Source organism: Bacillus sp. FSL M8-0266 (genome assembly GCF_038613425.1).
Taxonomy (GTDB): domain Bacteria; phylum Bacillota; class Bacilli; order Bacillales; family Bacillaceae; genus Bacillus; species Bacillus pumilus.
The window spans coordinates 2110890-2137088 of record NZ_CP152015.1; the positions used below are offsets into that span (position 1 = coordinate 2110890).

Here is a 26199-nt window from a genome sequence, read left to right on the forward strand (position 1 = left end):
TTTTTATGATTTCGGATAATCAACTTGTCGCTTTTGCTTCTTCTCTTTTTCAGCGCGGTATTTCCGAAATCCAACATACGTTAACGTTAATAAAATGATGCTTCCTGTTGTTAAAATGACCCATAAAAGCGATGGGTCAGCCTCATCTTGATCAACGTGGGCAAACACACTCGATAAATCTTCTTCAAGCTTCGTGAGGCGCTCAAGCTTTGTCCCACTTGATGCTTTTAAAAATTCACCTTGCTCAATCACTTCCATATGCTGCTTAATCGTTTGCAGCTTTTCAGGCGAAACATCAATGGTTAAACTCGGATAGATCATATCGTATAAAGAAACCAGCTCATTCCAAGTTTCATAAAACGTCGTTGACTCCGGATCCTTCACTTCTTTTTTCAACGTAGGAAAAGACCCCATAATGGGCTTTTCCAGCGAACCCCAAAGAGGCTCAGAGTCTGACTGGATCGCATCGAGCAGCATTCTAAACTGAGAGGCATAACGAAGCTTTTCGCGCTCATTCAATTCTTCCTGCGGCAGCCCTTTTATGATATCTTGATAGCCAACTGTAATTTGCCGAATCTGCGTATTTGTCAGCGTTCCGCGCCAATTCTCAGCTTTAAATGTCTTTTCAACATACAATGCGACCTGTAACGCCTCATCATATTTGGCTTGTCTCGTTAATTGAAAGATTGAATCTGATAGTTCCGTTAATTCTTGCAGCACACTAGCGGCTGTTTCCTCGCCTTTGGCAACAGATGGCTGTAATACGAGAAAAAATAATAGAATCATCGCGATTGGCTTTCGTTTCATGCAAGTCCCTCCTAGCCCTTCTCCATACAGCGTATGAAGAAAAGGACAAGGTTAGACCAAGATTGTTAAGGGAGTTCGAGCTTGACCGATTTTTTCGATAGGACGAGATAATATGAAACAAGAAGAACGGCAATGCTTAACCAAAACGTGACGTAGCCGATCTCGTTTGTATAGGCAGACAGCATAGAATAACGCGGCATCATACCAAATACATAATCAATCACATCGTTATGTAAAATCCATATGCCAGCTACCACCAAATGACGCATTTTAAAACGATAATACGGTGCAAACAATACGGCTTGAACCGCCATCGCAAAGTGGGACCCAATCAGCATGTACCCTTCCCACGGAAAATCATCCACAGATAAAAGGACAAAGATATTCATTCCTACAGCCCATAACCCATACTTAATTAAGGTCACGAGGGCAAGTGCTTCAAAATAAGGAGCGTTTCGTTTCATCAAAAACGCAAGTAGAACAAATAAAAAGAAAAAGCTTGCCGTTGGACTGTCTGGAACAAAAGCTAAAAAGATAGCCGGCGTCTCTACAAGCTGTGGAATATACCAATAGTAGCCGTACACAGTGCCAAGGAAATTGATCATCAAGACTAGCACAAGCATATAGCGTGTGGCTAGCAGATATTGAATCCATCTCATACGTCTCTTCACTCACGATCTATTAAAATCAGAAAAAAGCTGACAGCGCCAGCTTTTTCTCTTTTGAGTATATCCTTGTACTTGCATTTAAACAACTGAATTATTTAGATTTGACCTCAGATAAATATTTAGACAGCTTTTCAAGTTCTTCATCGCTGCCTTTAAAGATACCCTTAGGCATGTTGCCTTTACCTTCAACAGCGATTTTAGCGATCTCCTCAGGTGCAAGACCATTGTCAACAAGTGACGGCCCGGCTGCTCCGCCCTGCATGTTATCCCCGTGACAGGAGATACATGTCTGCTCCTGATAAATTTTATACTCTTCCGCTGAGGTATCAATCTCTGCTTCTTTCTTAATTTCACCTTGCTTTGCCGCTGCTTCCCAATCATGAGTAGCAACAGACTCCCACGTTAAATATGTTGCTGCGCCGACTGCAAGGATCATCATCCCCACTGCAACCGGTCTTCTATACGGTCTGCGTTCAGGACCAGAATCAAGAAATGGTGCGAGCAACAGTGCACCAAACGCAATCCCAGGCATAATCATCGCACCAACTACCGTATAGCCACCTGCAGCAAATTCATATTTTAATAACTGGTACAAGAATAAGAAATACCAGTCTGGCAGCGGAATATAGCCGGTATCTGTTGGATCAGCCATCCGCTCAAGCGGAGGTGCATGAACCACAGTTAGGACAAGAAATCCAATTAAAAAAACGGCACCTACAAGCCATTCCTTTAAAAGAAAGTTCGGCCAAAAGGCTTCTGTTTTTCCCGGATATTCGGAATAGTCTTTAGGTATGTTAGGTTTTCTTTCTGCCGGAATTCTAGAGTCTCCGACAAACTTCATCCCTTTTCCCCTATGCAAAGTCATCCCCTCCTCATTGAACATTCATCAAACGCAAATTTTTTATAGCGGTCCAGAAATTCCTTGCTTACGAATCATAATAAAGTGGGCAGCCATCAGCCCAAATAATGCCGCTGGCAAGAAAAAGACATGGATAGCGAAAAATCTCGTCAGCGTTTGTGCCCCTACAATGTCAGGATGACCTGCAAGCAGCGTTTTGATCTCTTTACCAATGAAAGGCGTCGCTTCTGCAATTTGAAGACCAACCTTCGTTGCAAATAGCGCCTTCATATCCCATGGCAAGAGATAACCTGTAAAACCAAGTCCAAGCATCACAAAGAAAATGAGCACACCAACAATCCAGTTGAGCTCTCTAGGCTTTTTATACGCCCCTTGGAAAAAGACCCTTAGCGTATGTAAAAACATCATGACAATAACTAAACTCGCACCCCAGTGGTGCATCCCTCTGACAATCTGACCAAATGCCACTTCATTTTGTAAATAATAGACAGATTCCCAGGCGTTTTTAATATCCGGCACGTAATACATCGTTAAAAACATGCCCGAAAGGACTTGAATGACTGTCACAAAAAACGTTAAACCGCCAAAACAGTACACAAAAGCGGAGAAATGATGTGCTGGATTGACATGCTCTGGCACCTCATGATCCGCAATATCTCTCCATATTGGTGTAATGTCTAGCCGCTCATCTACCCAATCATAAATCTTGTTAAGCATCGTTACCCTTCCCCTTTCGGCACAGCTTTTCCAAGATAGAGGTATCCGTCCTTCACTTGCTGCTTATAATGGTCAAGCGGTGCAAGTGGCGGAGTTCCGGGTACGTTTGTACCATCCTTGTCGTACAGCCCATAGTGGCATGGGCAGAAAAATTTGTTTGGATTTTTCGGATCACTGTTCCAGTTCACTGTACATCCTAAATGTTTACAGATTGGCGATAAAGCGACAATTTCATCCCCTTCTTTGTACACCCATGCTGACCTAGATTCCTTTGACTCATACCATGCATCTACTTGATCAATTTTAAAGTCAAAGCGCTTCGGTTCCTTCGTCAGTTCATCTACACTGACAACTTGAACCATATCCTGATCCTCTGTTCCTTTTAGCACAGGGTCAAGCGCAAAGCGAACCATAGGCATGAGCATTCCAGCGGCCATAAATCCCCCCACGCCGGTCAACGTGTAATTCAAAAATTGACGTCTGGACACTCCATGTCTCTTCTCGCTCATTTTTTTCTCCCCCCCTTAGGTCGTCAGCTACTTTATAACTGAATTAGAAAAAATTTCATAAAACTAGGACACCCTCATAATATATCAATCTATTCACAAGGTCAACAGCCTAAAAAGCTATGTACAATGCAAATGTAAGGGTTTTTATGAAGGGTTCCACTTTTGTAACAAAAAGTTCAAAATTTGTTCTACACTGTCTTGAACAATTTTTTGCTTTAATTCTACCTTTAAATGCTCGAGCGGAACCGCCTTTAACAAAAATAGTGATTCACTAACCGCCGCATGCTCTTTCCATTGGTGATCAGATGAGATCAACACAACATGCTGAAAATGATCTTCTAGCGACTGCTTCATCGTGAAGATGTCTTCTAGTTTTCGGTCATTGGCTTCTACATATGTATGTGGTGGAAAAAGAAAGACCCGCCCTTTCAGCTGTCTTTCAAGTTCCTCTGTTACAAGAATGGTAAACTCCCCTAAAGATACAGTTTGTTTGATTTGATTCACATCTATTCCAACTAATGGAATGATAGCGGTATCAATGTAATCTCTAGATTGCAAAAAGCGATCTGCATCCTCCGCTTGAAACTTCATCAATTTCCCCTCTTTCATGACATAAGCCCTGCCTGGATAGGGCAAGGCTTATTCGTTCAGTTTATGACAATAGGCTTAATTCTCTTGCTAACTTATTAAATGTTTCTTGATCATGACGGTCAAGTGCTTCATCTATCTCTTTCATAAGTCGTTCTTTTTGGAAAGTTGCGATCGAGTGTTCAAGCACTTTCTCCGCAAGATCCTTATCTTTTTCGTTCTCATAAAGATCCTTTGGAATATGAGGATTTGTTTCAAGCACAGCTGCATATTCCGGCGAACGATAAGCAGAACGGAAATTCAATTGAATAAACAAATCTTGCTGTTTATTCAAACGAATATCATGGAATGACTTTTCAGCATCTGTCGTCATGATATTCTCTTTATAAAATCTAAAGGGAACTTCATCCACACAGTGTGTTGACATAATGATTCCCCTTGGGCAAAATTCTGCTTGCTCTACAAAATGAACCTTTTCCATCAAAGAGTCGTGACTCATTAAATAATTTAATATCCAAACACACTCTCTTCGCTTTAACTGATAATGGTTTAAAAACCACCGGATGAATTCCTTCTTTTCATTGACAGAAACAGGGGTCTGCATGTTATTCCCTCCTCTATCGTAAATTAAATTGCTATACATGAATTATTCAACAAACCAGTTCTTCATTCCTGCAAACTATAAGGAAATTTCGTCTTCAATTCTTAAAATCGTTTCTTCGATTTCTTCATTCGTGCCATCTTTCTGAAGAACTTTGCGTAATAGCGGCAATGCTTCTTTTTGTCTGCCTTCTTCTAAAAGGAACGATGCGTATTCATATAAAAAGTCACGTTCTTCATCAAAATCAGGCAGAGCCAGCTTGAAGTACTCAGCTGCTTCTTTGTATTCTTCTCGTCCAACAGATGCAGATGCAGCATACCAATTCCATTTTGGATCATCTTCCCCAAAGCTTTTAACCTCTTTTATGACATCCAAAATTTCATCAAAAAGCTCTTCATTTAAATAGATCGCGAGCAATGTTTGAATCGCTTCAATATATCCCGGATCAAGAGCAAGTGCTTCTTGAAGTAGCTTTTTCGCATCTTCTGAATCCCCATTTTTCAAGTCAATCTTTGCACCATATAAATATAATTCTTTGTTATACTCATCAATTTTAATACCCTCTTTTACTACCTCTAAAGCCTCGTGATATAGTCCTTCTTCCTCATAACTTTTCGCTAAAGGCATGTATAGAGACGAATAAGATGGATCAATATCTTTTAGTTCTGAAAGCTGCTGAATGGCTGTTTTCGTTCGGCCAGCCCTCATCGCTGTAAATCCGTAGCCAAAAAGTGTATTCGGATCTGTTTGACCTCTCACTGCCTTTTCGTACCATTCAAGCGCATCTTCAAATTCTCCAGCTGTGCTGAGTGATTCAGCGAGCCTCTGATAAACATTGACGCCGCCAACCTCATGTTGTTGATCTGCGACCTTGTAGAAATAGTCGGCCGCTTTCTTTGAAAGACCTTGAGAAAAATACAATTCACCTAACGCAAAATCAATAATGGCTTCATTCGGAAGCAGCTCTTTTGCTTTTAAGAGCTTTTGTTCACTGACTTCAAATAGTCCTTGCATTTGATACAAATCTGCCATTAACAGTAGGCTTTCTGGATAGGCATCATCATCTTCAGGAATCGTCTCTAATACCGAAATCGCCTTTTCTTCTTCATCAGAGTCAATCAGCAGTTCTGCATAAAAACATGTTAACCCTGTTTCCTCTGGATATAAATCATGTAAATCACTGATGAGATTTCTCGCTTTATCGATATCTCCCCAATCATAATATAACTGAGCTGCCTGCGCCTTTTCTTCATCATGCAAATGCTTTTCTGCCTGAGCAAGTGTTTGAAGTCCTTTTTCAGTCTCACCCGCCTCAACTAATTTTATGGCTTCTTGTAATGAACTATTCAAATCAAACCGTTCCTTTCTGTTTTCCAAAAACCTAAACTATTGTTACTTCATATCATAATCGACAGGTACTCATCCAGCAAATATGTTGCACTTTTAAAATGAACCCATTTTTGTGTTTTAAAGACTGGTTTTCATTTCATCCTTTACGAAACGGAAGTTTTGTAAACTGAAAACACCTGAAATTCATTTTTTGATCAGATAAAATGATTTTTTTCCAGGTTTCATCTTGAGACAAGCTATGCTATATTCCTTACAAATATGCAAAAGGAAAGAAAAAGCCTGAGGACATCCTCAGACTGTTTTGGTTAAGTATTCAATGTGTTCAAAGAAATTCGGGTATGAGACGCGTACAGCATCTGTATCTTCAATCTCAACAGCTTGCTTTGTGATACATGCGGCAATCCCAAGCATCATACCGATTCGGTGATCTCCGTAGCTTGACACGACAGCGCCGCCTTGAAGCGTGGTTTTACCATGAATCTTCATACCATCATCTGTTGCTTCAATATCAGCACCTAGTTTTTTAAGTTCTGACACGACTGTATCAATTCGATTGGTCTCTTTTACTTTTAACTCAGCAGCATCTTTAATGATCGTTGTTCCCTCTGCTTGTGTCGCTAGAAGCGCTATAATTGGAATCTCGTCGATAAGTCTTGAAATCATATCACCAGAAATTTCGATGCCTTTTAATGAAGAGGTAGAGATCGTTAAATCGCCATATGGCTCTCCGCCTTTTGCATCTACTTCATTGATCTCAAGATTCGCACCCATTTGTTTCAGTACATCAATAATACCCGTTCTTGTTTTGTTTAGCCCGACATTTTTTAAGACAATTCGGCTGTTAGGAACAATAGATCCAGCAACAAGGAAAAATGCAGCTGAGGAGATGTCTCCAGGAACAAATATATCTGTTGCTTTTAATGTTTGACCACCTTCAATAGAAACACTTTGTTCATCTTCGTCTAGTTTCACACCAAACATAGAAAGCATTCTTTCTGTATGATCTCTTGATTTATGCGGTTCAGTTAATGTTGTTGTTCCTTCTGCTTGAAGACCTGCTAAAAGGACAGCGGACTTAATTTGGGCGCTTGCCACCGGAGACTCATATGAGACACCTTTTAAATGGCCGCCACGAATAGAAAGCGGCGTATACTCGCCGTTTGCTCTGCCATCTATTTTCGCTCCTAGTTGTTTAAGTGGACCTGTTACTCGCTGCATTGGTCTTTTAGCAATACTCTCATCACCGATCAGTGTACTGTGAAACTCACAACCAGCTAATATTCCCATCATTAATCGAATGGTTGTACCAGAATTCCCGACATCGAGGACGTCAGACGGCTCCTTGAGCTCTTTCAGTCCCTTCCCATGGATCACAACATCTGTCCCTTTTTGTTCAATTTCAACGCCCATTTTTCTAAAACAATCAATCGTACTTAAACAGTCGGCTCCAGGGAGAAAGTTTTTCACCACTGTCGTCCCATCAGCAATTGCTCCAAACATCACTGATCGATGAGAAATGGATTTATCACCTGGAATATGAATGACTCCATTCATAGGAGCATGTTTATGAATTTTCATCTTTGTCACCTCAGTCAGCATAAAATGTATCGTAATTCGCTCTATTTTTTATACAGATCTCTGCACGTTTACGGTCGTCTTCCGTTTGAAAACTAATGCGCAAAATCCCATTAATGTCTTCCCGCGTTTCAATAATACGGATATTCGTAATACTGATGCTCTCATTTGCTAAATGTCCTGTAATCTCCGAAATGACCCCAGGGTGATCTGGAACATCCACATAAAGGTCATAAAAAGCAGGAATGGCACCTTTTTTCCTCAGAGGAAGTCCATCACGATATTCCTTTGCCTCTTGAAAATAAGAGAACAAGCCTTCAGCGTCTTCTTGCTGTACAAAGGTCTCAATGCGGTCGATCTCTTTTTTCCATTCATGGAACCGGTCTAAAATCTTGTTTTTGTTGTGCAGAAGGATATCTCGCCACATTGCAGGATTACTTGAAGCAATACGTGTAATGTCACGAAAGCCTCCAGCAGCAAACCGTTTGACAAGTGGGAATTGTTCTTCAAAATGATGTGCTTGATGCACAAGGCTGGCTGCAACAATATGAGGGAAATGACTAATCACACTTGTTACACCATCATGTTCTTCTGGGGTCATCTCAATGAAATGAGCATTTGTCCCCTTTAACAAGTCCTTCAAACGATCAACAGCCTCGCGGTTTGTTTCCTTTGCCGGCGTTAAAATGTAGAACGCATTTTCAAATAAAAAGTCTTTCGCTGCTATAACACCTGACTTGTGAGAGCCTGCCATTGGATGTCCACCAATAAATTGATAGTGTTTAGGAAGCGTTTTTTCAGCAAAATCGACGACCTTTTGCTTTGTGCTGCCAACATCGGTAATTGTGAGCTCTCTCTCAATTCCAGAGTTTGCAATATCACGAAGCATCTTGACTGTTTGCTGAACTGGTGTTGCCAAAATAATAGTCGCAGATTCAGCCAAACCTGCCGCAAATGAATCAGCTGCTAAATCAATGATACCCAGCTTTGTTGCTGCAACCATTTGTTCTTTGGACACATCGTATCCAACAATTTTTTTATGAGGATACTCTTTTTTAATCGACAGTGCGATGGAACCTCCAATTAAACCAAGTCCAGCGATTAATATTGTTTCATTTGCATCATTCATGTTCATCACCTGTTTTTTCGCGAAAATTAAAAAAGCCATTTCAACAGCTTATATGTATGAGGTTGGTACAATGAAAGCCATATCCTGTAAAAGGATATGACTTTATGGTTATGCTACGCACGAATGCCTTGCATTAAATCAGCAAGTGTACTTAGAATTTCTGCATTTTGCTCCATTGTTCCGACCGTAATACGTAAAGACGTTGGAAAACCAAGTGCTTTACCAGAACGAACAATGTAGCCTTTTTTCAATAATGCATTGAATAATTCATCTGCATCTCTTTTAAAATCAATCAGCACGAAGTTTGTTTGAGACGGATAAATAAATAGTCCAAAACGGTCAGCAAATTCTTGATATTGCTTGAGACCTGCTTCATTTTTTTGTCTGCATAATTGAATGAAGTCCTGATCTTTTATCGCTGCACGAGCTGCTGCCTGAGCGATACGACTCGTATTAAACGGCTCTCTCGCTGGTTCAATCGCAGTAATCAACTCTTCTGATGCAATGCCATAGCCTACTCGAAGCGCGGCCAGTCCATACGCTTTAGAAAACGTACGGAGTACGATAACATTTTGATAGTTTTGTAATAAAGATAAGCTGTTCGGAAAGTCTTCCGCACGAACGTATTCGACATATGCTTCATCTAATACTACAAGCACATGAGCTGGTACTTGATCTAAAAACGCCACAAGCTCAGATTCTGACAAATGATTTCCCGTCGGGTTATTCGGGTTACATACCCAGACGACCTTCGTGTTCTCATCAATCGCATCCAGCATGCCCTTCAGATCGTGAGCTCCTTCGTCTAAAAGCGGCACCTCTCGAATCTCTGCCCGCTCAATGATTGCATTGTGACGATATTGCGGAAAAGACGGAGCTGGGATGACGGTATTTGTATGTTGGTCAAGGAATGCCCTAGCAATAATTTGCACAAGTTCATCTGAGCCATTCCCGAATATTAATTGTTTTTCATTTACTTGAAGAAACTCAGCAAGCTCTGTCCTTAAACTTGCGCTGTATCCATCTGGATAAATCGCTAAATGTTCAAGCTCAGCTTGTATCGCCTCTCTTGCATGTGCGGAACATCCAAAAGGGTTTTCATTTGAAGCCAATTTCACAATTTTGTCTAATTGATATTCTTTTTTGACCTCTTCAATTGGTTTCCCAGGTTGATACGGTTTTAGTTGTTTTAATTGATCTTTGATTTGCAAAAGTTTCACCTCATTTGAATGAATAGAGGGGACTAAATGTTTTTGCATAGGTTTCAAATTCTCTTAAAGCGTCTTGACGAGTATCACTTGCTAACAATTGATCCTGAAGTTCTTCAATTTTTTTCACAAGTGCACTTCCTACAACGACGCCGTCACTCAGTTTATTCATTGAGTCTACCTGCTCTCTTGTTGAGATGCCAAAACCGACCGCAACCGGTATGTGACTCAACTGTTTCACTTGTTGAATAAAATCAGTAATCGATTCGTCAAAGGTTTGTCTGACACCTGTTACACCAAGAGATGAAACACAATACACAAAACCTTCTGCCTGCTCTACTATATTTACTAATCGTTCCTTACTGGTTGGTGCAACGAGCGAAATATATGAAATGTCATATGTTTGACAGTTCTTTTGCAGCTCACTGCTTTCTTCAAAAGGCAAGTCGGGTGTTAAGAGTCCCGAAATATGATTTTTGCGCAGTAAAGCGAAAAAGTATTCTGTGTCTAATTGTAACACAGGATTATAATACGTAAATAGAATTACAGGAATTTTTACACCGTTTTTTTTCATCTTCCCTGCTAATTCTATCGCTTTTACGATATTCATGCCATGATTTAGAGCTCTTTTGGAGGCTCTTTGAATGACAGGACCGTCTGCTAGCGGATCGGAATAAGGAACACCTAGCTCAATCGCATGTGCACCGGCTGCTTGAAGGGACAAAGCTAAATCGATCGTGATTTCTTCTGACGGATCCCCTGCCGTAATAAATGGGATGAATAATTTCTCGCCTTGCTCTAATTGAAATGTGATCATTTGATTTTGCCCTCACTTTCAAGCACATTCATTAATGTATGCACATCCTTATCTCCTCTTCCTGACAGGCAGACAAGGATGATTTCATCTTCACTCATCGTCCTGCTCATCTCAAACGCCTTGGCTAAAGCGTGTGCTGATTCAATCGCTGGCAGGATTCCTTCCTTTTCTGTCAGCAGCTTTAGTGCATCCAATGCTTCTTGATCTGTAGCACTCACATATTGAACCCGGCCGCTTGCATGTAAATATGCGTGCTCTGGTCCGATTCCGGGATAATCTAAACCAGCTGAAATGGAATAGGGCTCAATAATCTGGCCGAATTCGTCTTGGATTAAATAGGTCAAAGATCCATGAATGACCCCTTTTGTCCCCTTCGTAATGGTTGCTGCATGAAGCGGGGTATCGATTCCTTTTCCAGCGGCTTCTACACCAATCAAATCAATCTCATCATCCAAAAACGCTCGGTACATTCCAATCGCATTACTTCCGCCGCCGACACAAGCAATGACTTTATGTGGGAGCCTGTCTTCTTTTTTAAGCATCTGCTCTTTTGCTTCATCACCAATCGTCCGCTGGAACTCACTGACGATTTGGGGATATGGATGAGGTCCTACAACTGAACCGATCATATAGAAATGATCACTACAGTGCTGGACCCAATAACGGATCGCTTCGTTCGTTGCATCTTTTAATGTGCCGTTTCCGCTTGTGACAGGTATGACTTCAGCGCCAAGTAGTTTCATTCGGAATACATTGAGAGATTGTCTCTCCACATCCTCTTTTCCCATAAATACCGTGCACGATAATCCAAACTTGGCGGCCACCGTTGCAGCTGCTACTCCGTGCTGTCCAGCGCCTGTTTCCGCGATGATGTTTGATTTCCCCATTTTTTTTGCAAGCAGTGCCTGACCAAGTGCATTGTTGATCTTATGAGCGCCTGTATGGTTTAAATCTTCTCTTTTTAAATAGATTTTTGCGCCGCCGAGGTATGCAGATAATTGATCAGCATATGTCAGCGCAGTCGGTCTGCCTGAATAGTTTTGCAATAGAGAAAGATATTCTTGCTTAAAAGCTGGGTCTTCTTTTAATTCGTTAAATGCTTGTTCGATTTCTTTAAGTGGCTGCATGAGCGTCTCGGGAACAAATTTCCCTCCGAATTCTCCATATCTGCCAAGCTCATTTGGATATGCGTACATCGTTTAACATCCTTTCTTCGAGCGCTTTGATCTTAGCGCTGCTTTTCTTCCCGTTTTCTTCTATGCCGCTTGAAAGATCGATCGCTTTTGGGCCATAGGCAAGAAGTTCTGGCAGTGTTTCTGGTGTTATTCCGCCTGCAATGATGCATGTCTTCTCCAGTCGTTTCGCTTGCTGATTGTATACAGGTACCGCTTCCCATGTAAAAGCTGTGCCAGAACCGCCTCTCATTCCTTTTACTTTCGCATCAATGAGAAAACCATCGACAAACGGCGCAAATGCCGTCATTTGATCAAGTGTTTCTTTTATATTGCGATCGTGATGAAAGACTTTCCACACTACCGCTCCTGTTTGTTGTTTTATTTCTTTTGCATCCTCTTTTGTTTCATCTCCATGCAGCTGCACGATATCTAAAGGAATATGCTTTGTGATGTCACACACTTTTTGGATTTTTTCATTTACAAATACACCCGTAATCTTTTTCCTGCACTGCGACTCGTTGAGCCATTGTTTCACTTGATCTGGATCGACTTGTCTTTTACTTGGAGCAAAAATAAATCCAATCGCATCTGCTTGAGATTGCGCAATGCATTCTACATCTTCTAGTGAGACCGCCCCGCAATATTTTAAAAAAGGCTTCATCGTGGTCATTCTCCAAATAACGTCTGAACGGCTTTTTCTTGTGAGGGTTCTCTCATTAATGATTCACCTACAAGGACAGCACTCGCTCCATGTTTTTTGACAAAGGTTAGATCATCAAATGTCTGAATACCGCTTTCACTTACTAGTAAGACATCCTTTGGAACAAGTGGTGCAATCTCTTTTGTTTGCTCAACTGTTGTTTTAAATGTCTTTAAATTTCGGTTATTCACGCCAATGATTTCGGGGGTGAATAGGTTTAAGATATGTTCCAGTGTATCTGCTGCATGAACTTCAACAAGAATATCTAGTCCTTTTTCCTTCGCTTCAGCATAGAATTCATACAGCTGTTGCGGTTCAAGTACTTCTCCAATTAATAAAATGGCATCTGCACCGATACGTCTTGACTCTTCTATTTGTATTGAATCGATGATAAAGTCTTTTCTTAAAATTGGACGTGCGACGTGTTCTTTAATTAATGAAAGATACTCGTTCTTCCCTTGAAAATATGGTTCATCTGTTAAGACTGATAAGCAATCAGCATTCGATTTTTCGTATGCTTTTGCTGTTTGCAGAGGATCAAAATTCGGCTGAATGATTCCTTTGGAAGGAGAAGCCTTTTTCACCTCAGCAATCAGCCCAATCGAGCGGTGAGGGTTCATGAGTGCTTCTTTAAATGATCGTCTTTCATAGTGTCCATCATGAGGTAACTGCAACGTTTGGATATGTTCTTTTTTGCGTGCAATAATTTGATTAAGCATAGATCTCTTCCTCTTTCGTTTTTTGTTTTAAACGAGCCAATTGTTCTTTGGCTGCTCCGTTTTTTATCGTTTCTAATGCTTTTAATGTTCCTGCCATGAGGCTTTCTGACTTGCCTGCGATATATAAAGCCGCTCCTGCATTCAGAGCTGTAATATGAAGCGGCGCCCCTTCTGTTTGATGATTCAATATATTCTGAATCAATTTCGCGCTCTCTTCCGGTGATTGGACTTGAATATCTGATAAGTATCCTTTTTCCAGTCCAAAGTCTTCTGGGTTTAGCGTATATTCTGTCATGGCACCTTTTTTGAGTTCAATCACATATGAATTGGCTGTAATCGTTAATTCATCCAGCCCGTCTTCCCCGCATACAAACAGGACATGCTCTGGCTCTAATGGAGCAAGGGCTTCCGCCATTAATTTTGCCTTTTCCTTTGCATACACACCGATGATTTGCTTTTTGGCTCGCATCGGGTGGCAAAGCGGTCCTAATAGATTAAATACCGTCCTGAAGCCAAGCTGCTTTCGGACTGCTGCTACTTGTTTCATAGATGAATGGTACAGTGGTGCAAATAAAAAGCCCATGTTTTTTTCTTGTATTTGCCTTCTTGTTTCTTCTGGAGTGGATTGAATGTGAATCCCAAGACACTCTAGCACGTCGGCACTTCCGCTTTTTGAAGAGACTGAACGATTTCCGTGTTTTGCGATTTTAGCACCAGCGGCGGAAGCTACTATAGCAGCTGCAGTTGATATATTAAATGTGGAGAGTCCATCGCCTCCTGTGCCGCATGTGTCAATGACATCAAGCGACCTTTCCACTGGTTCTGCTTTTTGCCGCATGGCCCTCACGAAGCCTGTCATTTCTTCAGCTGTTTCTCCTCTATGCGCTAAAATCGATAGACTTGCAGCGACTTCAGCATCTGTTAAAGAGCCGCTCATCATATCATACATTAGTCTATGTGCTTCATTTTCTGATAGGAAGCCTCCGTTAACAAGAGCTGATAGTCGCTGATTCATCCTGCACACTCTCCTTTTCTGAGAAAATATGTTCAGCAAGCTGAATGGCCCTCAGAAGCGCTCCTGCCTTGTTACACGTCTCTTCCCATTCATTTTCTGGAACAGAATCTGCGACAATGCCAGCGCCTGCTTGTATGGAAGCGGTCTGATCTTTGACGCTCATGGTGCGAATGGTAATACAAGAGTCGATATTACCATCGAATCCAATATAGGCAATACAGCCGCCATACGTTTCCCTTGGCTCAGGCTCCATTTGATTTAATAATTGCATCGCTCTTATTTTCGGTGCCCCTGTTAATGTGCCTGCTGGAAATGCGGACATGAGTGCATCAACTGGGTGTGTATCCTGCTTTAACTTCCCTGTCACAATGGAGATGATGTGCATGACATGTGAAAAGTTCACAACTTTTGTAAAGGTCGGTACGGACACGCTGCCGTATTCTGCTACGCGGCCGACATCATTTCTGGCTAGATCTACTAACATGTAATGTTCTACTTTTTCTTTCTCATCTTCTAGCAGCTCTCTTGCCAGTGCGGCGTCCTCTTCTTTTGTTGCTCCTCTTTTTCTAGTGCCTGCAATTGGATGAATTTCTAGGTGCCCATTTTTGGCATGAATTAATCGTTCTGGTGAGCTTCCGACTAAATCACGGTCTTTTAATTTCATAAAATACATGTATGGAGATGGATTCACAATGCGAAGCACACGGTATAATTCAAATGAACTCACTGACACTGGGATATCAAAGCGCTGTGAGAGTACGCCTTGAAAAATATCACCCGCTCGAATGTATTCTTTGATTGTTTCTACGTCCTTTAGAAATTGTGTTTTTTCATAGGTTGATGTCACATGTTCAAAGGACGGTGATTCGTTCATATTCCCTGATAAAATCAGTTCTTTCATATCGACCTTTGTATGGAGCTTGTGAATCATCTGTTCAAGCCGCTTTTGATTTTCTTTGTAAGCTCGTATTTTTTCGTCTTCTGTTTCATTTCCGGTTAGCTGGGTGTATTGGATAAAATGAACATGATTCGTTTCATGATCAAAGGCAATCATCGTTTGGCAGACAAATAGAGTACAATTGTCTGTCGTTGGTGCGCTTAGGTGAGGCCTGACAGAGGGTTCAATGCTTGGAATAAGATCGTAACTTAAGTACCCAACTGCCCCGCCTGTAAACGGGATGTCAACGTCCGGTGTCTTGATTTGATATTGCTCTTTCATCCAGTCTAATAAGTCTTTCAGTTCTTGTTTTTTCATGACCTCCTGCCCAGCAGCGTCACGTGCAATATATTCGTTTTGGTCATCGTGTAAGGTTAAAAAAGGATGTAATCCGATGAAGGAATATCTCGACCAGCTAGAAGACTCATCTTTGCTTTCTAGTAGATACACAATATCTTGCTTGAGTTTTTCGACAATTTGAATCGGTGAGAGCGTATCAACTGTAATGGTTTCAACAATTGGAATCGTTTTGTGGGACTCGCTGTCCCTTAAAAATTGGGTCAAATTTGATTGGGAATTCATAAACACACTCCTTAAATGGGATTAAGGAGAATGAGGGGACATATAGAGGGTTTGTATGAGTATACGAAATAAGCCTAAAAGAGGGGTGCTCTTTTAGGCAGTATGATGAAATAGACGTATCGTATCTCTGCTCAACTCTACTCATCTCAACTACCCTAGTCTCATTCTCATCTTCTCTAAACTTGCAATGCCGTTTACACCTGTGTGTAAACTTCGGCTGTTCATATCGTATTATAATTCCTTGTTTTTTGTCAACTGTAAATCAGGGCGAAGCGTCACAGCTTCTTCCAAGTACACATGTTGCACATCTTCCTGCTTTGTGTCTGTTTGGACCGTCATTAAAACGCGAATACAATGCTTAAGACCGCCTTGAATGTCCAGCTCCTGCATACAAGTAACAGGCACATACGTCCACCCTTCAAACTGACGAAGGGCTTTTGCCGGAAAAACGGAGTGAATATCTTGTGTAGCTGAAATTAAGATCTGCACGACACGTTCTGGATCTACTTGATTTCTTGAAATAATCGCTTCTAGCAGCTGTTTCGTTTTATTTAACACTTCTGTTTCTGTATCTTCTTTCACAGTTGTAGCCCCACGTATCCCGCGAAACATCATAGACATCCCTCCTCCCGTTTCCATTCTTCGAGCCATTGATGCAGATCATCTTTTGTGAAAGACTGCAAGACAGCCTCCCCAACCTGCTTTAATAAAACAAATTGAACGGTTCCGCCTCTTGCCTTTTTATCACCAATCATCCGGTCAACAAATGTTTTCGTGGAAATATCTTGAGTGACTTGTACCGGAAATCCGAGTTCTTTCATCCACTCTTTTAGTTCCGTCCGATTGAGGCTGAGTCCCAGCTTCTTTTCGCTCACATATAGCGCAAACTGCATGCCGATTGCAATAGCATCTCCGTGCGTAATAACGCCGTATCCATACTCTGCTTCAATGGCATGCCCAAGTGTATGACCTAAATTCAAAAATGCACGCACGCCTTGTTCTCTTTCGTCTTTTTGAACAATCGACGCTTTGACCTCAATCCCTTGATACAGCATATGTGCCAGCTCGCTCTTTGAACATTCCGCCAAAGAACGAATAGACATCAGCTCTGATAAAAAGTCTTCACTTGAAATGAGGGCATGTTTGATGACCTCAGCAAAGCCTGACCTCATTTCAGTTTGAGATAGAGTCTCAAGCATGCTCGTATCATAGATCACGGCTTTCGGCTGATGAAACGCACCGATTAAATTTTTACCGAGCGGGTGGTTAATCCCCGTTTTCCCGCCAACTGCACTGTCATGTGCCAGTAGTGTCGTCGGAACTTGAATAAAATCAATGCCTCTCATATAGCTAGCAGCAACAAAGCCAGCCAAATCGCCAATTACGCCGCCTCCAAGCGCAATGATGCACGAGGAGCGATCCAGCTGAAACTGAATAGCCTTCGTATGAATATGCTCAAACTCAGCAAAAGATTTCGACTGCTCTCCGCTTGGCACAACCACTTTATGCACAGACCACTTCTGCTTAAGTAATCGAACCATTTCATCGCCGTAAATGGCATCAACCGCTGTATCTGTCACGATTAAGAGCTTCGTATAGGAATGCCCCGTGGAAGTCATCAAGTCGACGATATTGCATTTAATCCCATCACCGATGTATACAGGATAAGTGGCTGAAGACGTCTTAACTTCCAGTGTTTTCATTAAAATTCCCTCTGAAGCTGGCGCATTTTTTCAACATTTTCTTTAATGCGGTCAATTTGATCAAGGCCAAACTGCTCCACTACAGCATTGGCGATTTCCCAAGCCACGACTGCTTCTGCGACAACACTTGCGGCAGGAACAGCACAGCTGTCAGAACGCTCAATGCTTGCGGAGAAAGGTTCTTTTGTTTCAATGTCAACGCTTTGAAGCGGTTTGTAAAGCGTTGGGATTGGTTTCATGACCCCTCTTACGACAATTGGCATACCAGTTGACATTCCGCCTTCAAGACCACCTAAGCGATTTGTTTTTCTCGTATAGCCCTTTTCTTCATCCCAGATGATTTCATCATGGACCTCACTACCATTTTTAGAAGCCGCCTCGAAGCCAATACCAAATTCGACCCCTTTAAAAGCGTTGATACTCAGAACAGCACCTGCAAGCTTGCTGTCTAATTTGCGGTCATAGTGAACATAGCTTCCGACTCCAATCGGCATTCCTTCAACGATGACTTCCACAATACCGCCAATTGAATCACCGTTTTTCTTCGCTTCATCAATGGCATCCATCATTTTTTGACCTGCTTCACTGTCGTAGCAGCGAACAGGTGACTCTTCCGTTACCTTTTGCAAATCTTCAATCGATTCATATGCCGTATGAGCTGCTTTCACTCCGCCAATTTCAAGAACGTGGCCAGCTACCTTGATTCCTAAATGAGCCAAGATTTGTTTAGCGACTGCGCCTGCTGCTACGCGAACGGTTGTCTCACGGGCTGATGAACGCTCTAATACGTTACGCATATCACGATGTCCATATTTAATCGCACCATTTAAATCCGCATGTCCTGGTCTAGGGCGTGAAATTTGACGCTTCATTTCACTCTCTTCTTCTTCTGTGATCGGCTCTGCCCCCATCACCTTTGTCCAATGCTTCCAGTCGTTGTTTTCAACGACAAGTGCAATAGGAGAACCTAATGTTTTCCCGTGGCGAACACCACTTAACACTTTTGCTTGGTCTTTTTCAATCTGCATTCTTCTGCCGCGGCCGTGGCCTTTTTGTCTTCTAGCCAATTCATAGTTGATGTCATCCTGCTCTATGTAAAGTCCCGCCGGAACGCCTTCAATAATTGTGGTCAATTGTGGACCATGTGATTCACCTGCTGTTAAGTATCTCATGACTCGATCTCCCTTCATCGCATTAACGCTTTTAAGTAAAACTATGATAACACACTTACTGCTAAAAAGTCAGCTACAACCCCTTCTTTTGATAAAAGAAAGTATCGGCAGATGTCAGTCCAAACTTTTCTGGGTGAAAAATTTGTTCAGTTGAACCAACAAATAATACGCCATTTGGTTTTAAACTGCTGCTCATTTTCATGTAAATCTCTTCTTTTGCCTCTTCTGTAAAGTAGATAAGGACATTTCGGCACACGATAAGATCCAGCTGTTTTTCATAAGGATCTGCTAAAAGGTTGTGTTTTTTAAATTGAATGTGCTTTCGCACCTCATCCTTCACAGTGTAAAATGAAGAATCTTCTTTTGTGAAATATTTTTGTTTGATTTGATCTGGTACCTCTTGCAGTGATCGTTCATGATATCTTCCTTTTTGAGCTGATTGCAGCACTTTATCATCAATATCAGTTGCAATAATTTGGAAGTCCTTCACAAGCGGATGGCTTGATAGCAGCATTGAGAGTGTATACGGCTCCTCTCCTGTCGAACATGCTGCACTCCATATTTTTAGGGTCCCGCTGTTTTTCAAAAGCAGCGGAAGAATTTTTTGATCAAGCACTTCCCAGCGCTGATAGTTTCGGTAAAATTCTGACACATTGATCGTCATTCGATCCATCGTCTCGTCTAATAGTGCTCTATCCTTTTCAAGGGCAGCCGCGAACGCTTCAAAATCTCTATATCCTTTTTTATCATAAAGTGACGTTAATCTTCGTTTCATTTGTGCTTCTTTATATAAATTCAGATCCACCCCGGTTAGTTTTTTCCATTTTCCGACAAATACTTGATATTGATCCATCAAAGTCCTCTCCTGTCTCATCTATCTTTGTCCTAGTATAGCTGTTTTTATCGAAAATTTGTATCATCTCATGCGAAATTTCGTGTAGAAATATTCATATAAAAAAAGCCAAAGTGCTCATTTGATGAACACCTTGGCTTAAATTTTAATAAATCCAGCTTGAGATGGTTTGATCCCAGTTTGTGAGTTCTTCTTGTTTGAAGAATAAGTTGATTTCTCTTTCAGCACTTTCTGGTGAGTCTGAGCCATGGATAATGTTTTTTCCAACCGTCAATCCATAGTCTCCTCTTATTGTGCCCGGAAGCGCTTCCTTCGGGTTTGTTTTGCCGATAATCTGTCTTGTGACATCTACTACCTGCTCACCTTGCCATACCATTGCAAATACTGGTCCTGACGTAATAAAGTCAACCAATTCCCCGAAGAATGGTTTTTCTTTATGTTCTCCGTAATGTGTTTCTGCTACTTCTTTTGGAATACTCATTAGTTTTGCACCAACAAGCTGAAGCCCTTTTTTTTCGAATCTTGACACAATTTCACCGATTAATTGTCTTTCCACACCATCAGGTTTGACCATAAGAAATGTTTTGTCCATATACGTTCTCCACCCCGTCGTTTATGTATGTATAGGCTTACATTGTTACAAAGTGATCGTATCATTTTTTTATATAATAATCAATTTTTGACAAAAAATTTCACAAAAAAACCAATCAACAATATGTTGATTAGAATTTTCGTTTTCCAATATATTTGGCAATGGAAGCGAGTGACGTTTTCGCTCGTCCTCGAGGAAGTTTGTCTAGCTGTTCGAATGCCTTTTTCAAATACATTTCACTCACTCGAATCGAGCGGTCGATCGCATCTGTTTGTTTGAGGTGTTCAATCACAGGCTTTAGCTGCATTTCTGTTGTTTCACTATTAATCAGCTTTAATTGTCCTTCGAGTGTAGGATTCTTCAGTGCATATAAGACCGGGAGTGTGACATTTCCTTGTAAAAGGTCTCCTCCAACAGGCTTACCAAGCTCTTCTTCAGTTGATGTGAAATCAAGCACATCATCAATGATCTGATAGGACATACCGACATAGTAGCCAAACCAGTAAAGGGCTTTATGTGTTTTCTCATCTGTACCTGCTGCTATCGCACCTAACTGACAGCTGCCTGCAATGAGCAAGGCTGTTTTTCGTTTGATTCTTCTTAAATATGTACGCAGGTTTTGATCCATATTGTATTTATCTTTCACTTGCTCGATTTCACCAAGACAGAGCTCGACGACCATCTTTGACAAAATTTCATGCGCCATTGGGTGATTGATCTTTGTCATATACTCAAGAGATCTTGCAAACATATAATCTCCTGTGTACATGGCAATTCGATTGTCCCATTTTGCCTTAATCGTTGGCTTGCCTCTTCTCAGCTCTGCATCATCAATAACATCATCATGAACGAGCGATGCCATATGAATGAGCTCAAGCGCAACGGCAACATATTTAATTTTATTAATGTCATAGTCGCCAAACATGCCTGAAAGGAGAACAAAAACGGGGCGGATTCGTTTTCCGCCCGCTTGCAGCAAATGAAGACCCGCTTCACTTAATAATGCATAATCAGAGCGAACTGTTTGTTCAAGCTCTTTTTCAATAATATCGATATCATGATTTAAAAAAGAGATCATTGCTTTTAGTTTCATTATTTTCACCCAAATATCGTTTATTCAAAGCTTCTTTCCGATATGTGTTGCTGCTACACCGCCCGTAAATGGATGATACGAGACATCAGACAGACCCGCCTCTTCGAAAAGAGCCGCCAGTTCTTTCATGCCAGGGAACGCTTTGGCTGATTCTTGAAGCCATGAATACTCCTGATAGCTTTTGGCAAACAGTTTACCAAAGAGCGGCATGATGTATTTGAAATAGACATAGTAGCCTTGTTTAAACCCAATCATTTCAGGTTGTGATGTCTCTAGACAGACAACCATTCCACCAGGCTTCACGACTCTTGTCATTTCTTTTAGCACTGTTAAGTAATCAGGGACGTTCCGTAGGCCAAAACCGATCGTGACATAATCAAATGTGTTATCCTCAAAAGGAAGCTCCATCGCATTGCCGTGAAGCAATTCAATTTGATTATAGCCCCCAGTCTTCACCTTCGTTTCTCCAACACTCAGCATATTTTTACTAAAATCAAGGCCTTTGACTTCACCTTTTTCGCCTACAGCATCAGCAAGCGCAATGGTCCAATCGGCTGTTCCGCAGCATACGTCTAATGCTTTGGCTCCTTTTTGAACATTCATCAGTTTCATTGTTTTATCGCGCCACTTTTTATGCTGCTTAAAGCTGATGACGGAGTTCATTTGATCATAGTTTTTATAAATTTTTTCAAATACACCGTGTACTCGCTGTTCTTTTGATTGCTGCATGACTTACCCTTCTTCCACTTTCTGATGATACGCAGGTTCATTTTTCATATGATCCAGGCGATTTAATAGCTCTTTTTGAACGACCGGAGATGAAACAAGATGCTCCTTGATTGATCGTTTGGCCTTTTCATAGCCTTCATTCTCAAAGTTGTCAAAACATGTATAGGCGTCCGTATAGCTATCGTTCAAAAAAAGTTTTAAATGTTTGTCATCTTCTGCTTGTTTCATGAAACGCTTATAAACAAGGAAACGACTTGCAATCTCATTCCAATGCGTTAATTGAAAATGCTCAGAAACCCTTTGGAATAACGCAGACTCAACCGTTGCTACACTTTTGTAAAAGTGCGCCGCATCTTGAATGGATCGATCATACAGTCTAATTTTATGTTCATTGATTTCTTTGATCGCCGTTGCGAGCGTGCGAATCATGTAGATGTCTTTCATGTCAGAGAGAAGAGAATAATAGAGACCGCTGAAATAGTCTCCTGCCAGGATAGTCAGCTGACGATTTTTGAATTCGTCTTGTTTGATCGCTGCAGCAGTTGTGACTTCGTCATGGGTATCAAGGGCAATTTGCACAAGCATCGCCGTTAAAATATAATTTTCTTTTTTCTCTGCATCAATTTGAGCTTCATCAAACATTGCATGAAAAAGAAGGAGCTTATCTTCATCGATGAGTGGCGCACGTAAATGTTTCGCCAAATAAGGATGAGAAAGCTTTTTATTTAATTTTATATTTAGATTAGATAAAATTCCGTAGATGTCTTGCAAAGATATCACCCTTGTCCCAAAAATTACAGTTTCATATGTAGCCCTGCACATTGTATAGAGATTTATTATACCATATCAGCTCTCACTTTTATGCTATCAAGTGCATTCAAGTATTTATTTCTTTGCTTCGCTTTGAATTTCCCCGAAGCTTGTTTGAATGACAGCATCGCCTCTTACTTTGATCGCTGACGTATGCTCAGTAAATTGTGCAATGATGACTTCACCTTTATCGAGCTTTTCGGAATGGTGAAATCTTGTATCAGAGCCTCTAGTTAAGCCGATGACATTTACACCATTTTCATTGGCTTTAATCACTACAAAATCAGATGCTTTATTTTCACTCAATCTGTTCACCTTCCATCTATTGAATTAGTCGTTTTTAATAAAGGAAAGCACTTCTGCTCTTGCCGCTGCATCATTTGCAAATGTACCGCGTACTGCTGAAGTCACTGTTTTTGCGCCTGGCTTTTTCACTCCGCGCATCGTCATACACATATGCTCTGCTTCAACGACAATCATCACGCCATGCGGATTGAGTGTTTCCACCATACTATCTGCAATGGTTGATGTGATGCGTTCCTGAAGCTGCGGGCGTTTGGCAACAGCCTCTACAGCTCTTGCAAGCTTGCTAAGTCCTGTCACTTTTCCGCCGCGCGGAATATAAGCGACATGCGCTTTTCCGTAAAAAGGTACAAGGTGGTGTTCACACATTGAATGGAAAGCAATATCTTTTACAAGAACGAGTTCTTCGTGGTCTTCACCAAAAATGGTTTTAAAATGTTCTTTTGGATCTTCATTTAATCCCGAGAACACTTCTTCATACATTTTTGCTACTCGTTTAGGGGTATCAAGAAGTCCTTCACGATCTGGATCTTCTCCGATGGCTTTTAATATATCGCGTACTGCGTGTTCGATTAGTTCTTTATTTATTTCACTCATGTATTATATCCTCCAAAGGCGATTACATTTCAATCAGATTCTAGCACACTTCAGATCCTAAAAGCAAAGGAGAGCGTTCTAAACGAACCTTTTGATTCAAAAGGAAAAGCCCCTTATGAAAGGGGCTTTTCTAGACCAGTGTGAAACTGTATATGTATAACTCCTACAATAGGATCATTACACATAACGATTATTTACCTGCCACCGCGTCTTTAAGTGCTTTACCTGGTTTGAAAGCAGGTACTTTGCTTGCAGGGATTTCGATCTCTGCACCAGTTTGTGGGTTACGTCCTTTACGAGCTGAACGCTCACGTACTTCAAAGTTACCAAAACCGATAAGTTGGATTTTGTCACCATTTTTAAGTGCATCTAAAATTGTATCAAAAACAGAATCAACTGCTTTTGTCGCGTCTTTTTTAGATAACTCGCTTGCTTCAGCAACCGCGTTAATAAGTTCTGTCTTGTTCATGCCTTTCACCTCCTCCCAAAAATATGCATTCAGTAGATTGTTATCATTTCTTCACAATTCATCTTCTTTCTATACACTTTTTTCGAAAAAAAGAGCGTCTAGAAAGCGGTATACATGGCTTTTCATTAGAAAACAACTCTTTGAAGGAATGTTTGTCCAACAAAGTGAAGATTTTCTGTAAGTAGATTAACACATATGAAATACCATATCAAGCATTTTAAAGGGAAGAATCCTTATTCGTCAAGGATTAAGGGCACTTTTACGAACGAATATTCCTAATTTCAGCCTGAATCTGACTAATCTTTATACAATTGTCTTTTTATGACTCATTCCTTACGCAAAAAAAGACCCCTGTCAATGAGAGGTCTCACATGCTATAGAATAATCGCGATCAAACCACCTGATCCTTCGTTGATGATTCTTTCAAGTGTTTCTTTCAGTTTATATCTTGCATTTTCTGGCATCAGAGACAGCTTAGCTTGAATGCCTTCTCTGACAAGGGAGCTGAGTGAGCGCCCAAATATATCTGAATTCCAAATCGAAAGCGGATCATCTTCAAAGTCTTGCATTAAGTAGCGGACGAGCTCTTCACTTTGTTTCTCTGTTCCGATAATCGGTGCAAATTCACTTTCTACATCTACCTTAATCATATGAATCGATGGTGCAACCGCCTTTAGTCTTACGCCGAATCTCGATCCCTGTCTTATGATTTCTGGCTCATCTAAACTCATATCTGACAAGGCCGGGGCCGCAATTCCGTATCCCGTCTGCTTCACCATTTTTAAGGCGTCTGATACTTGATCATATTCTGTCTTCGCATGCGCAAAATCTTGCATGAGCTCTAGGAGATGGTCTTTCCCTCTAATTTCTACACCAACCACTTCTTTTAGAATATGGTCATATAGATCATCTGGGGCGTACAGGTCAATCTCCGCAATCCCTTGACCCATTTCAATCCCTGCTAAGCCCGCTCTTTCAATAAAGTCAAATTCACTGAACTGGCCAACAACACGGTCAACATCTCTTAATCTTTTAATATCCTTTACGGTTTCCTTCACTGAGTCCTGATAGCTTTCTCTCAGCCAATGATCTTCTTTCAGCACCATGACCCAGCTTGGAAGGTTGACATTCACCTCTAGGACTGGGAATTCATATAATGCTTCACGAAGCACACTAAGGACGTCTTGCTCTCTCATACTTTCTACACTCATGGAGAGTACTGGAATATCATATTTTTGGCTCAGTTCCTGCCGCAGCGCCTCTGTTTCAGGATGATAGGGTCTCACAGAGTTGATCACCATAATAAACGGCTTTCCAACCTCTTTGAGTTCATCAATCACACGTTCTTCAGATTCAATATAATCATGTCTTGGAATTTCTCCTATAGAACCATCCGTTGTAATCACAACACCAATGGTAGAATGCTCTTGAATGACCTTGCGTGTGCCAATTTCCGCTGCTTCATGGAACGGGATTGGCTCTTCATACCACGGCGTGTTGATCATTCTTGGACCATTTTCATCTTCATATCCGCGCGCACCAGGGACTGTGTATCCTACACAATCGACAAGCCTGATGTTGACATCAAGACCGTCACTCACATGAATCGATGCCGCTTGATTCGGTACAAATTTTGGCTCAGTGGTCATAATGGTTTTTCCTGCTGCGCTTTGCGGCAATTCATCCTGTGCTCTTGCACGATCTGCCTCATTATTGATATTCGGGAGCACCACGAGCTCCATAAACTTTTTAATAAACGTAGATTTCCCTGTACGAACAGCGCCAACGACTCCTAAATATATATCGCCTCCTGTTCGTTCAGCGATATCCTTGAAAATATCGACTTTTTCCAAGTGATCCCCTCCCGGACTTGCTATCCTCGTTTTCAAATAAAATACTCTATTCTTCAATCAAACTTGCTT

29 protein-coding genes are annotated in these 26199 nt (G+C 41.2%); all 29 read right to left on the bottom strand.

Annotated elements, in window-relative coordinates; translation table 11 throughout:
* Positions 1-3: 3 nt before the first annotated feature.
* Entirely contained in the window at positions 4-807 is an 804-nt protein-coding gene (ypjB, locus tag MKY83_RS10620; protein WP_106067089.1) for a sporulation protein YpjB, read from the bottom strand.
* A 65-nt stretch (positions 808-872) separates the two neighbouring features.
* On the bottom strand, positions 873-1466 hold the full coding sequence (locus tag MKY83_RS10625; RefSeq protein ID WP_065098299.1) for a DUF1405 domain-containing protein: 594 nt from the start codon (positions 1464-1466) through the stop codon (positions 873-875).
* 100 nt (positions 1467-1566) lie between these two features.
* Positions 1567-2334, bottom strand: a complete 768-nt coding sequence (locus MKY83_RS10630) for a menaquinol-cytochrome c reductase cytochrome b/c subunit (RefSeq protein ID WP_003215888.1) — start codon at positions 2332-2334, stop codon at positions 1567-1569.
* 42 nt (positions 2335-2376) lie between these two features.
* Positions 2377-3051 carry a menaquinol-cytochrome c reductase cytochrome b subunit gene (gene qcrB, locus MKY83_RS10635; RefSeq protein WP_003215804.1) on the bottom strand — a complete coding sequence of 225 codons (675 nt, stop codon included), beginning with the start codon at positions 3049-3051 and terminating at the stop codon, positions 2377-2379.
* 2 nt (positions 3052-3053) lie between these two features.
* Positions 3054-3560: a ubiquinol-cytochrome c reductase iron-sulfur subunit gene (locus MKY83_RS10640; RefSeq protein ID WP_007500911.1), complete on the bottom strand. Its 507-nt coding sequence runs from the start codon at positions 3558-3560 to the stop codon at positions 3054-3056.
* A gap of 144 nt (positions 3561-3704) precedes the next feature.
* Complete coding sequence (locus MKY83_RS10645) at positions 3705-4151, bottom strand: YpiF family protein (protein WP_106067090.1); 447 nt, start codon at positions 4149-4151, stop codon at positions 3705-3707.
* Between the two features lie 61 nt (positions 4152-4212).
* The gene (locus tag MKY83_RS10650; RefSeq protein ID WP_003215573.1) at positions 4213-4752 is read right to left on the bottom strand and encodes a ReoY family proteolytic degradation factor; all 540 of its coding nucleotides are present in this window, start codon (positions 4750-4752) and stop codon (positions 4213-4215) included.
* A 75-nt stretch (positions 4753-4827) separates the two neighbouring features.
* Positions 4828-6099 (bottom strand): tetratricopeptide repeat protein, encoded by a 1272-nt coding sequence (locus MKY83_RS10655; RefSeq protein WP_342487359.1) that lies wholly within the window; start codon positions 6097-6099, stop codon positions 4828-4830.
* 291 nt (positions 6100-6390) lie between these two features.
* Positions 6391-7677, bottom strand: coding sequence for a 3-phosphoshikimate 1-carboxyvinyltransferase (gene aroA / locus MKY83_RS10660; RefSeq protein WP_126741093.1), 1287 nt, complete (start codon positions 7675-7677; stop codon positions 6391-6393).
* A 10-nt stretch (positions 7678-7687) separates the two neighbouring features.
* A complete protein-coding gene (locus tag MKY83_RS10665; protein WP_278175437.1) occupies positions 7688-8803 on the bottom strand; it encodes a prephenate dehydrogenase in 1116 nt (371 codons plus the stop codon).
* Positions 8804-8916: 113 nt separating this feature from the next.
* Positions 8917-10014, bottom strand: a complete 1098-nt coding sequence (gene hisC, locus MKY83_RS10670; protein WP_278179555.1) for a histidinol-phosphate transaminase — start codon at positions 10012-10014, stop codon at positions 8917-8919.
* A gap of 10 nt (positions 10015-10024) precedes the next feature.
* Complete coding sequence (trpA, locus tag MKY83_RS10675; RefSeq protein WP_044141111.1) at positions 10025-10828, bottom strand: tryptophan synthase subunit alpha; 804 nt, start codon at positions 10826-10828, stop codon at positions 10025-10027.
* Positions 10825-12024, bottom strand: a complete 1200-nt coding sequence (gene trpB / locus MKY83_RS10680; protein ID WP_342487360.1) for a tryptophan synthase subunit beta — start codon at positions 12022-12024, stop codon at positions 10825-10827. The genes trpA and trpB overlap by 4 nt, the downstream gene beginning before the upstream one ends.
* Complete coding sequence (locus tag MKY83_RS10685; RefSeq protein WP_217012304.1) at positions 12005-12664, bottom strand: phosphoribosylanthranilate isomerase; 660 nt, start codon at positions 12662-12664, stop codon at positions 12005-12007. Before MKY83_RS10685 ends, trpB begins: the two co-directional genes overlap by 20 nt.
* A 5-nt stretch (positions 12665-12669) precedes the next feature.
* A complete protein-coding gene (gene trpC, locus MKY83_RS10690) occupies positions 12670-13422 on the bottom strand; it encodes an indole-3-glycerol phosphate synthase TrpC (RefSeq protein ID WP_044141107.1) in 753 nt (250 codons plus the stop codon).
* Entirely contained in the window at positions 13415-14437 is a 1023-nt protein-coding gene (gene trpD / locus MKY83_RS10695) for an anthranilate phosphoribosyltransferase (RefSeq protein WP_319610010.1), read from the bottom strand. The genes trpC and trpD overlap by 8 nt, the downstream gene beginning before the upstream one ends.
* Entirely contained in the window at positions 14409-15956 is a 1548-nt protein-coding gene (trpE, locus tag MKY83_RS10700) for an anthranilate synthase component I (RefSeq protein ID WP_342487361.1), read from the bottom strand. The genes trpD and trpE overlap by 29 nt, the downstream gene beginning before the upstream one ends.
* A 231-nt stretch (positions 15957-16187) precedes the next feature.
* Positions 16188-16571, bottom strand: coding sequence for a chorismate mutase (gene aroH, locus MKY83_RS10705; RefSeq protein WP_058014812.1), 384 nt, complete (start codon positions 16569-16571; stop codon positions 16188-16190).
* Positions 16568-17659: a 3-dehydroquinate synthase gene (gene aroB / locus MKY83_RS10710; protein WP_217012302.1), complete on the bottom strand. Its 1092-nt coding sequence runs from the start codon at positions 17657-17659 to the stop codon at positions 16568-16570. Before aroB ends, aroH begins: the two co-directional genes overlap by 4 nt.
* Positions 17659-18831, bottom strand: a complete 1173-nt coding sequence (gene aroC, locus MKY83_RS10715) for a chorismate synthase (RefSeq protein ID WP_342487362.1) — start codon at positions 18829-18831, stop codon at positions 17659-17661. The genes aroB and aroC overlap by 1 nt, the downstream gene beginning before the upstream one ends.
* A gap of 73 nt (positions 18832-18904) precedes the next feature.
* Positions 18905-19684, bottom strand: coding sequence for a protein-glutamate O-methyltransferase CheR (locus MKY83_RS10720; RefSeq protein WP_065098310.1), 780 nt, complete (start codon positions 19682-19684; stop codon positions 18905-18907).
* Between the two features lie 145 nt (positions 19685-19829).
* Positions 19830-20276 carry a nucleoside-diphosphate kinase gene (ndk, locus tag MKY83_RS10725; protein ID WP_003216015.1) on the bottom strand — a complete coding sequence of 149 codons (447 nt, stop codon included), beginning with the start codon at positions 20274-20276 and terminating at the stop codon, positions 19830-19832.
* A 130-nt stretch (positions 20277-20406) separates the two neighbouring features.
* The gene (gene hepT / locus MKY83_RS10730) at positions 20407-21369 is read right to left on the bottom strand and encodes a heptaprenyl diphosphate synthase component II (RefSeq protein WP_044141101.1); all 963 of its coding nucleotides are present in this window, start codon (positions 21367-21369) and stop codon (positions 20407-20409) included.
* Positions 21370-21393: 24 nt separating this feature from the next.
* Positions 21394-22098 carry a demethylmenaquinone methyltransferase gene (locus MKY83_RS10735; protein ID WP_034661076.1) on the bottom strand — a complete coding sequence of 235 codons (705 nt, stop codon included), beginning with the start codon at positions 22096-22098 and terminating at the stop codon, positions 21394-21396.
* A gap of 3 nt (positions 22099-22101) precedes the next feature.
* Positions 22102-22869 carry a heptaprenyl diphosphate synthase component 1 gene (locus tag MKY83_RS10740; RefSeq protein WP_003215666.1) on the bottom strand — a complete coding sequence of 256 codons (768 nt, stop codon included), beginning with the start codon at positions 22867-22869 and terminating at the stop codon, positions 22102-22104.
* A gap of 114 nt (positions 22870-22983) precedes the next feature.
* Positions 22984-23214, bottom strand: coding sequence for a trp RNA-binding attenuation protein MtrB (mtrB, locus tag MKY83_RS10745; protein ID WP_003216082.1), 231 nt, complete (start codon positions 23212-23214; stop codon positions 22984-22986).
* Positions 23215-23238: 24 nt separating this feature from the next.
* Positions 23239-23808 (bottom strand): GTP cyclohydrolase I FolE, encoded by a 570-nt coding sequence (folE, locus tag MKY83_RS10750; RefSeq protein ID WP_003215789.1) that lies wholly within the window; start codon positions 23806-23808, stop codon positions 23239-23241.
* A 190-nt stretch (positions 23809-23998) separates the two neighbouring features.
* Positions 23999-24277, bottom strand: a complete 279-nt coding sequence (hbs, locus tag MKY83_RS10755) for a non-specific DNA-binding protein Hbs (RefSeq protein WP_003215863.1) — start codon at positions 24275-24277, stop codon at positions 23999-24001.
* Between the two features lie 374 nt (positions 24278-24651).
* Positions 24652-26130, bottom strand: coding sequence for a stage IV sporulation protein A (spoIVA, locus tag MKY83_RS10760; RefSeq protein ID WP_003215616.1), 1479 nt, complete (start codon positions 26128-26130; stop codon positions 24652-24654).
* Positions 26131-26199 lie beyond the last annotated feature (69 nt).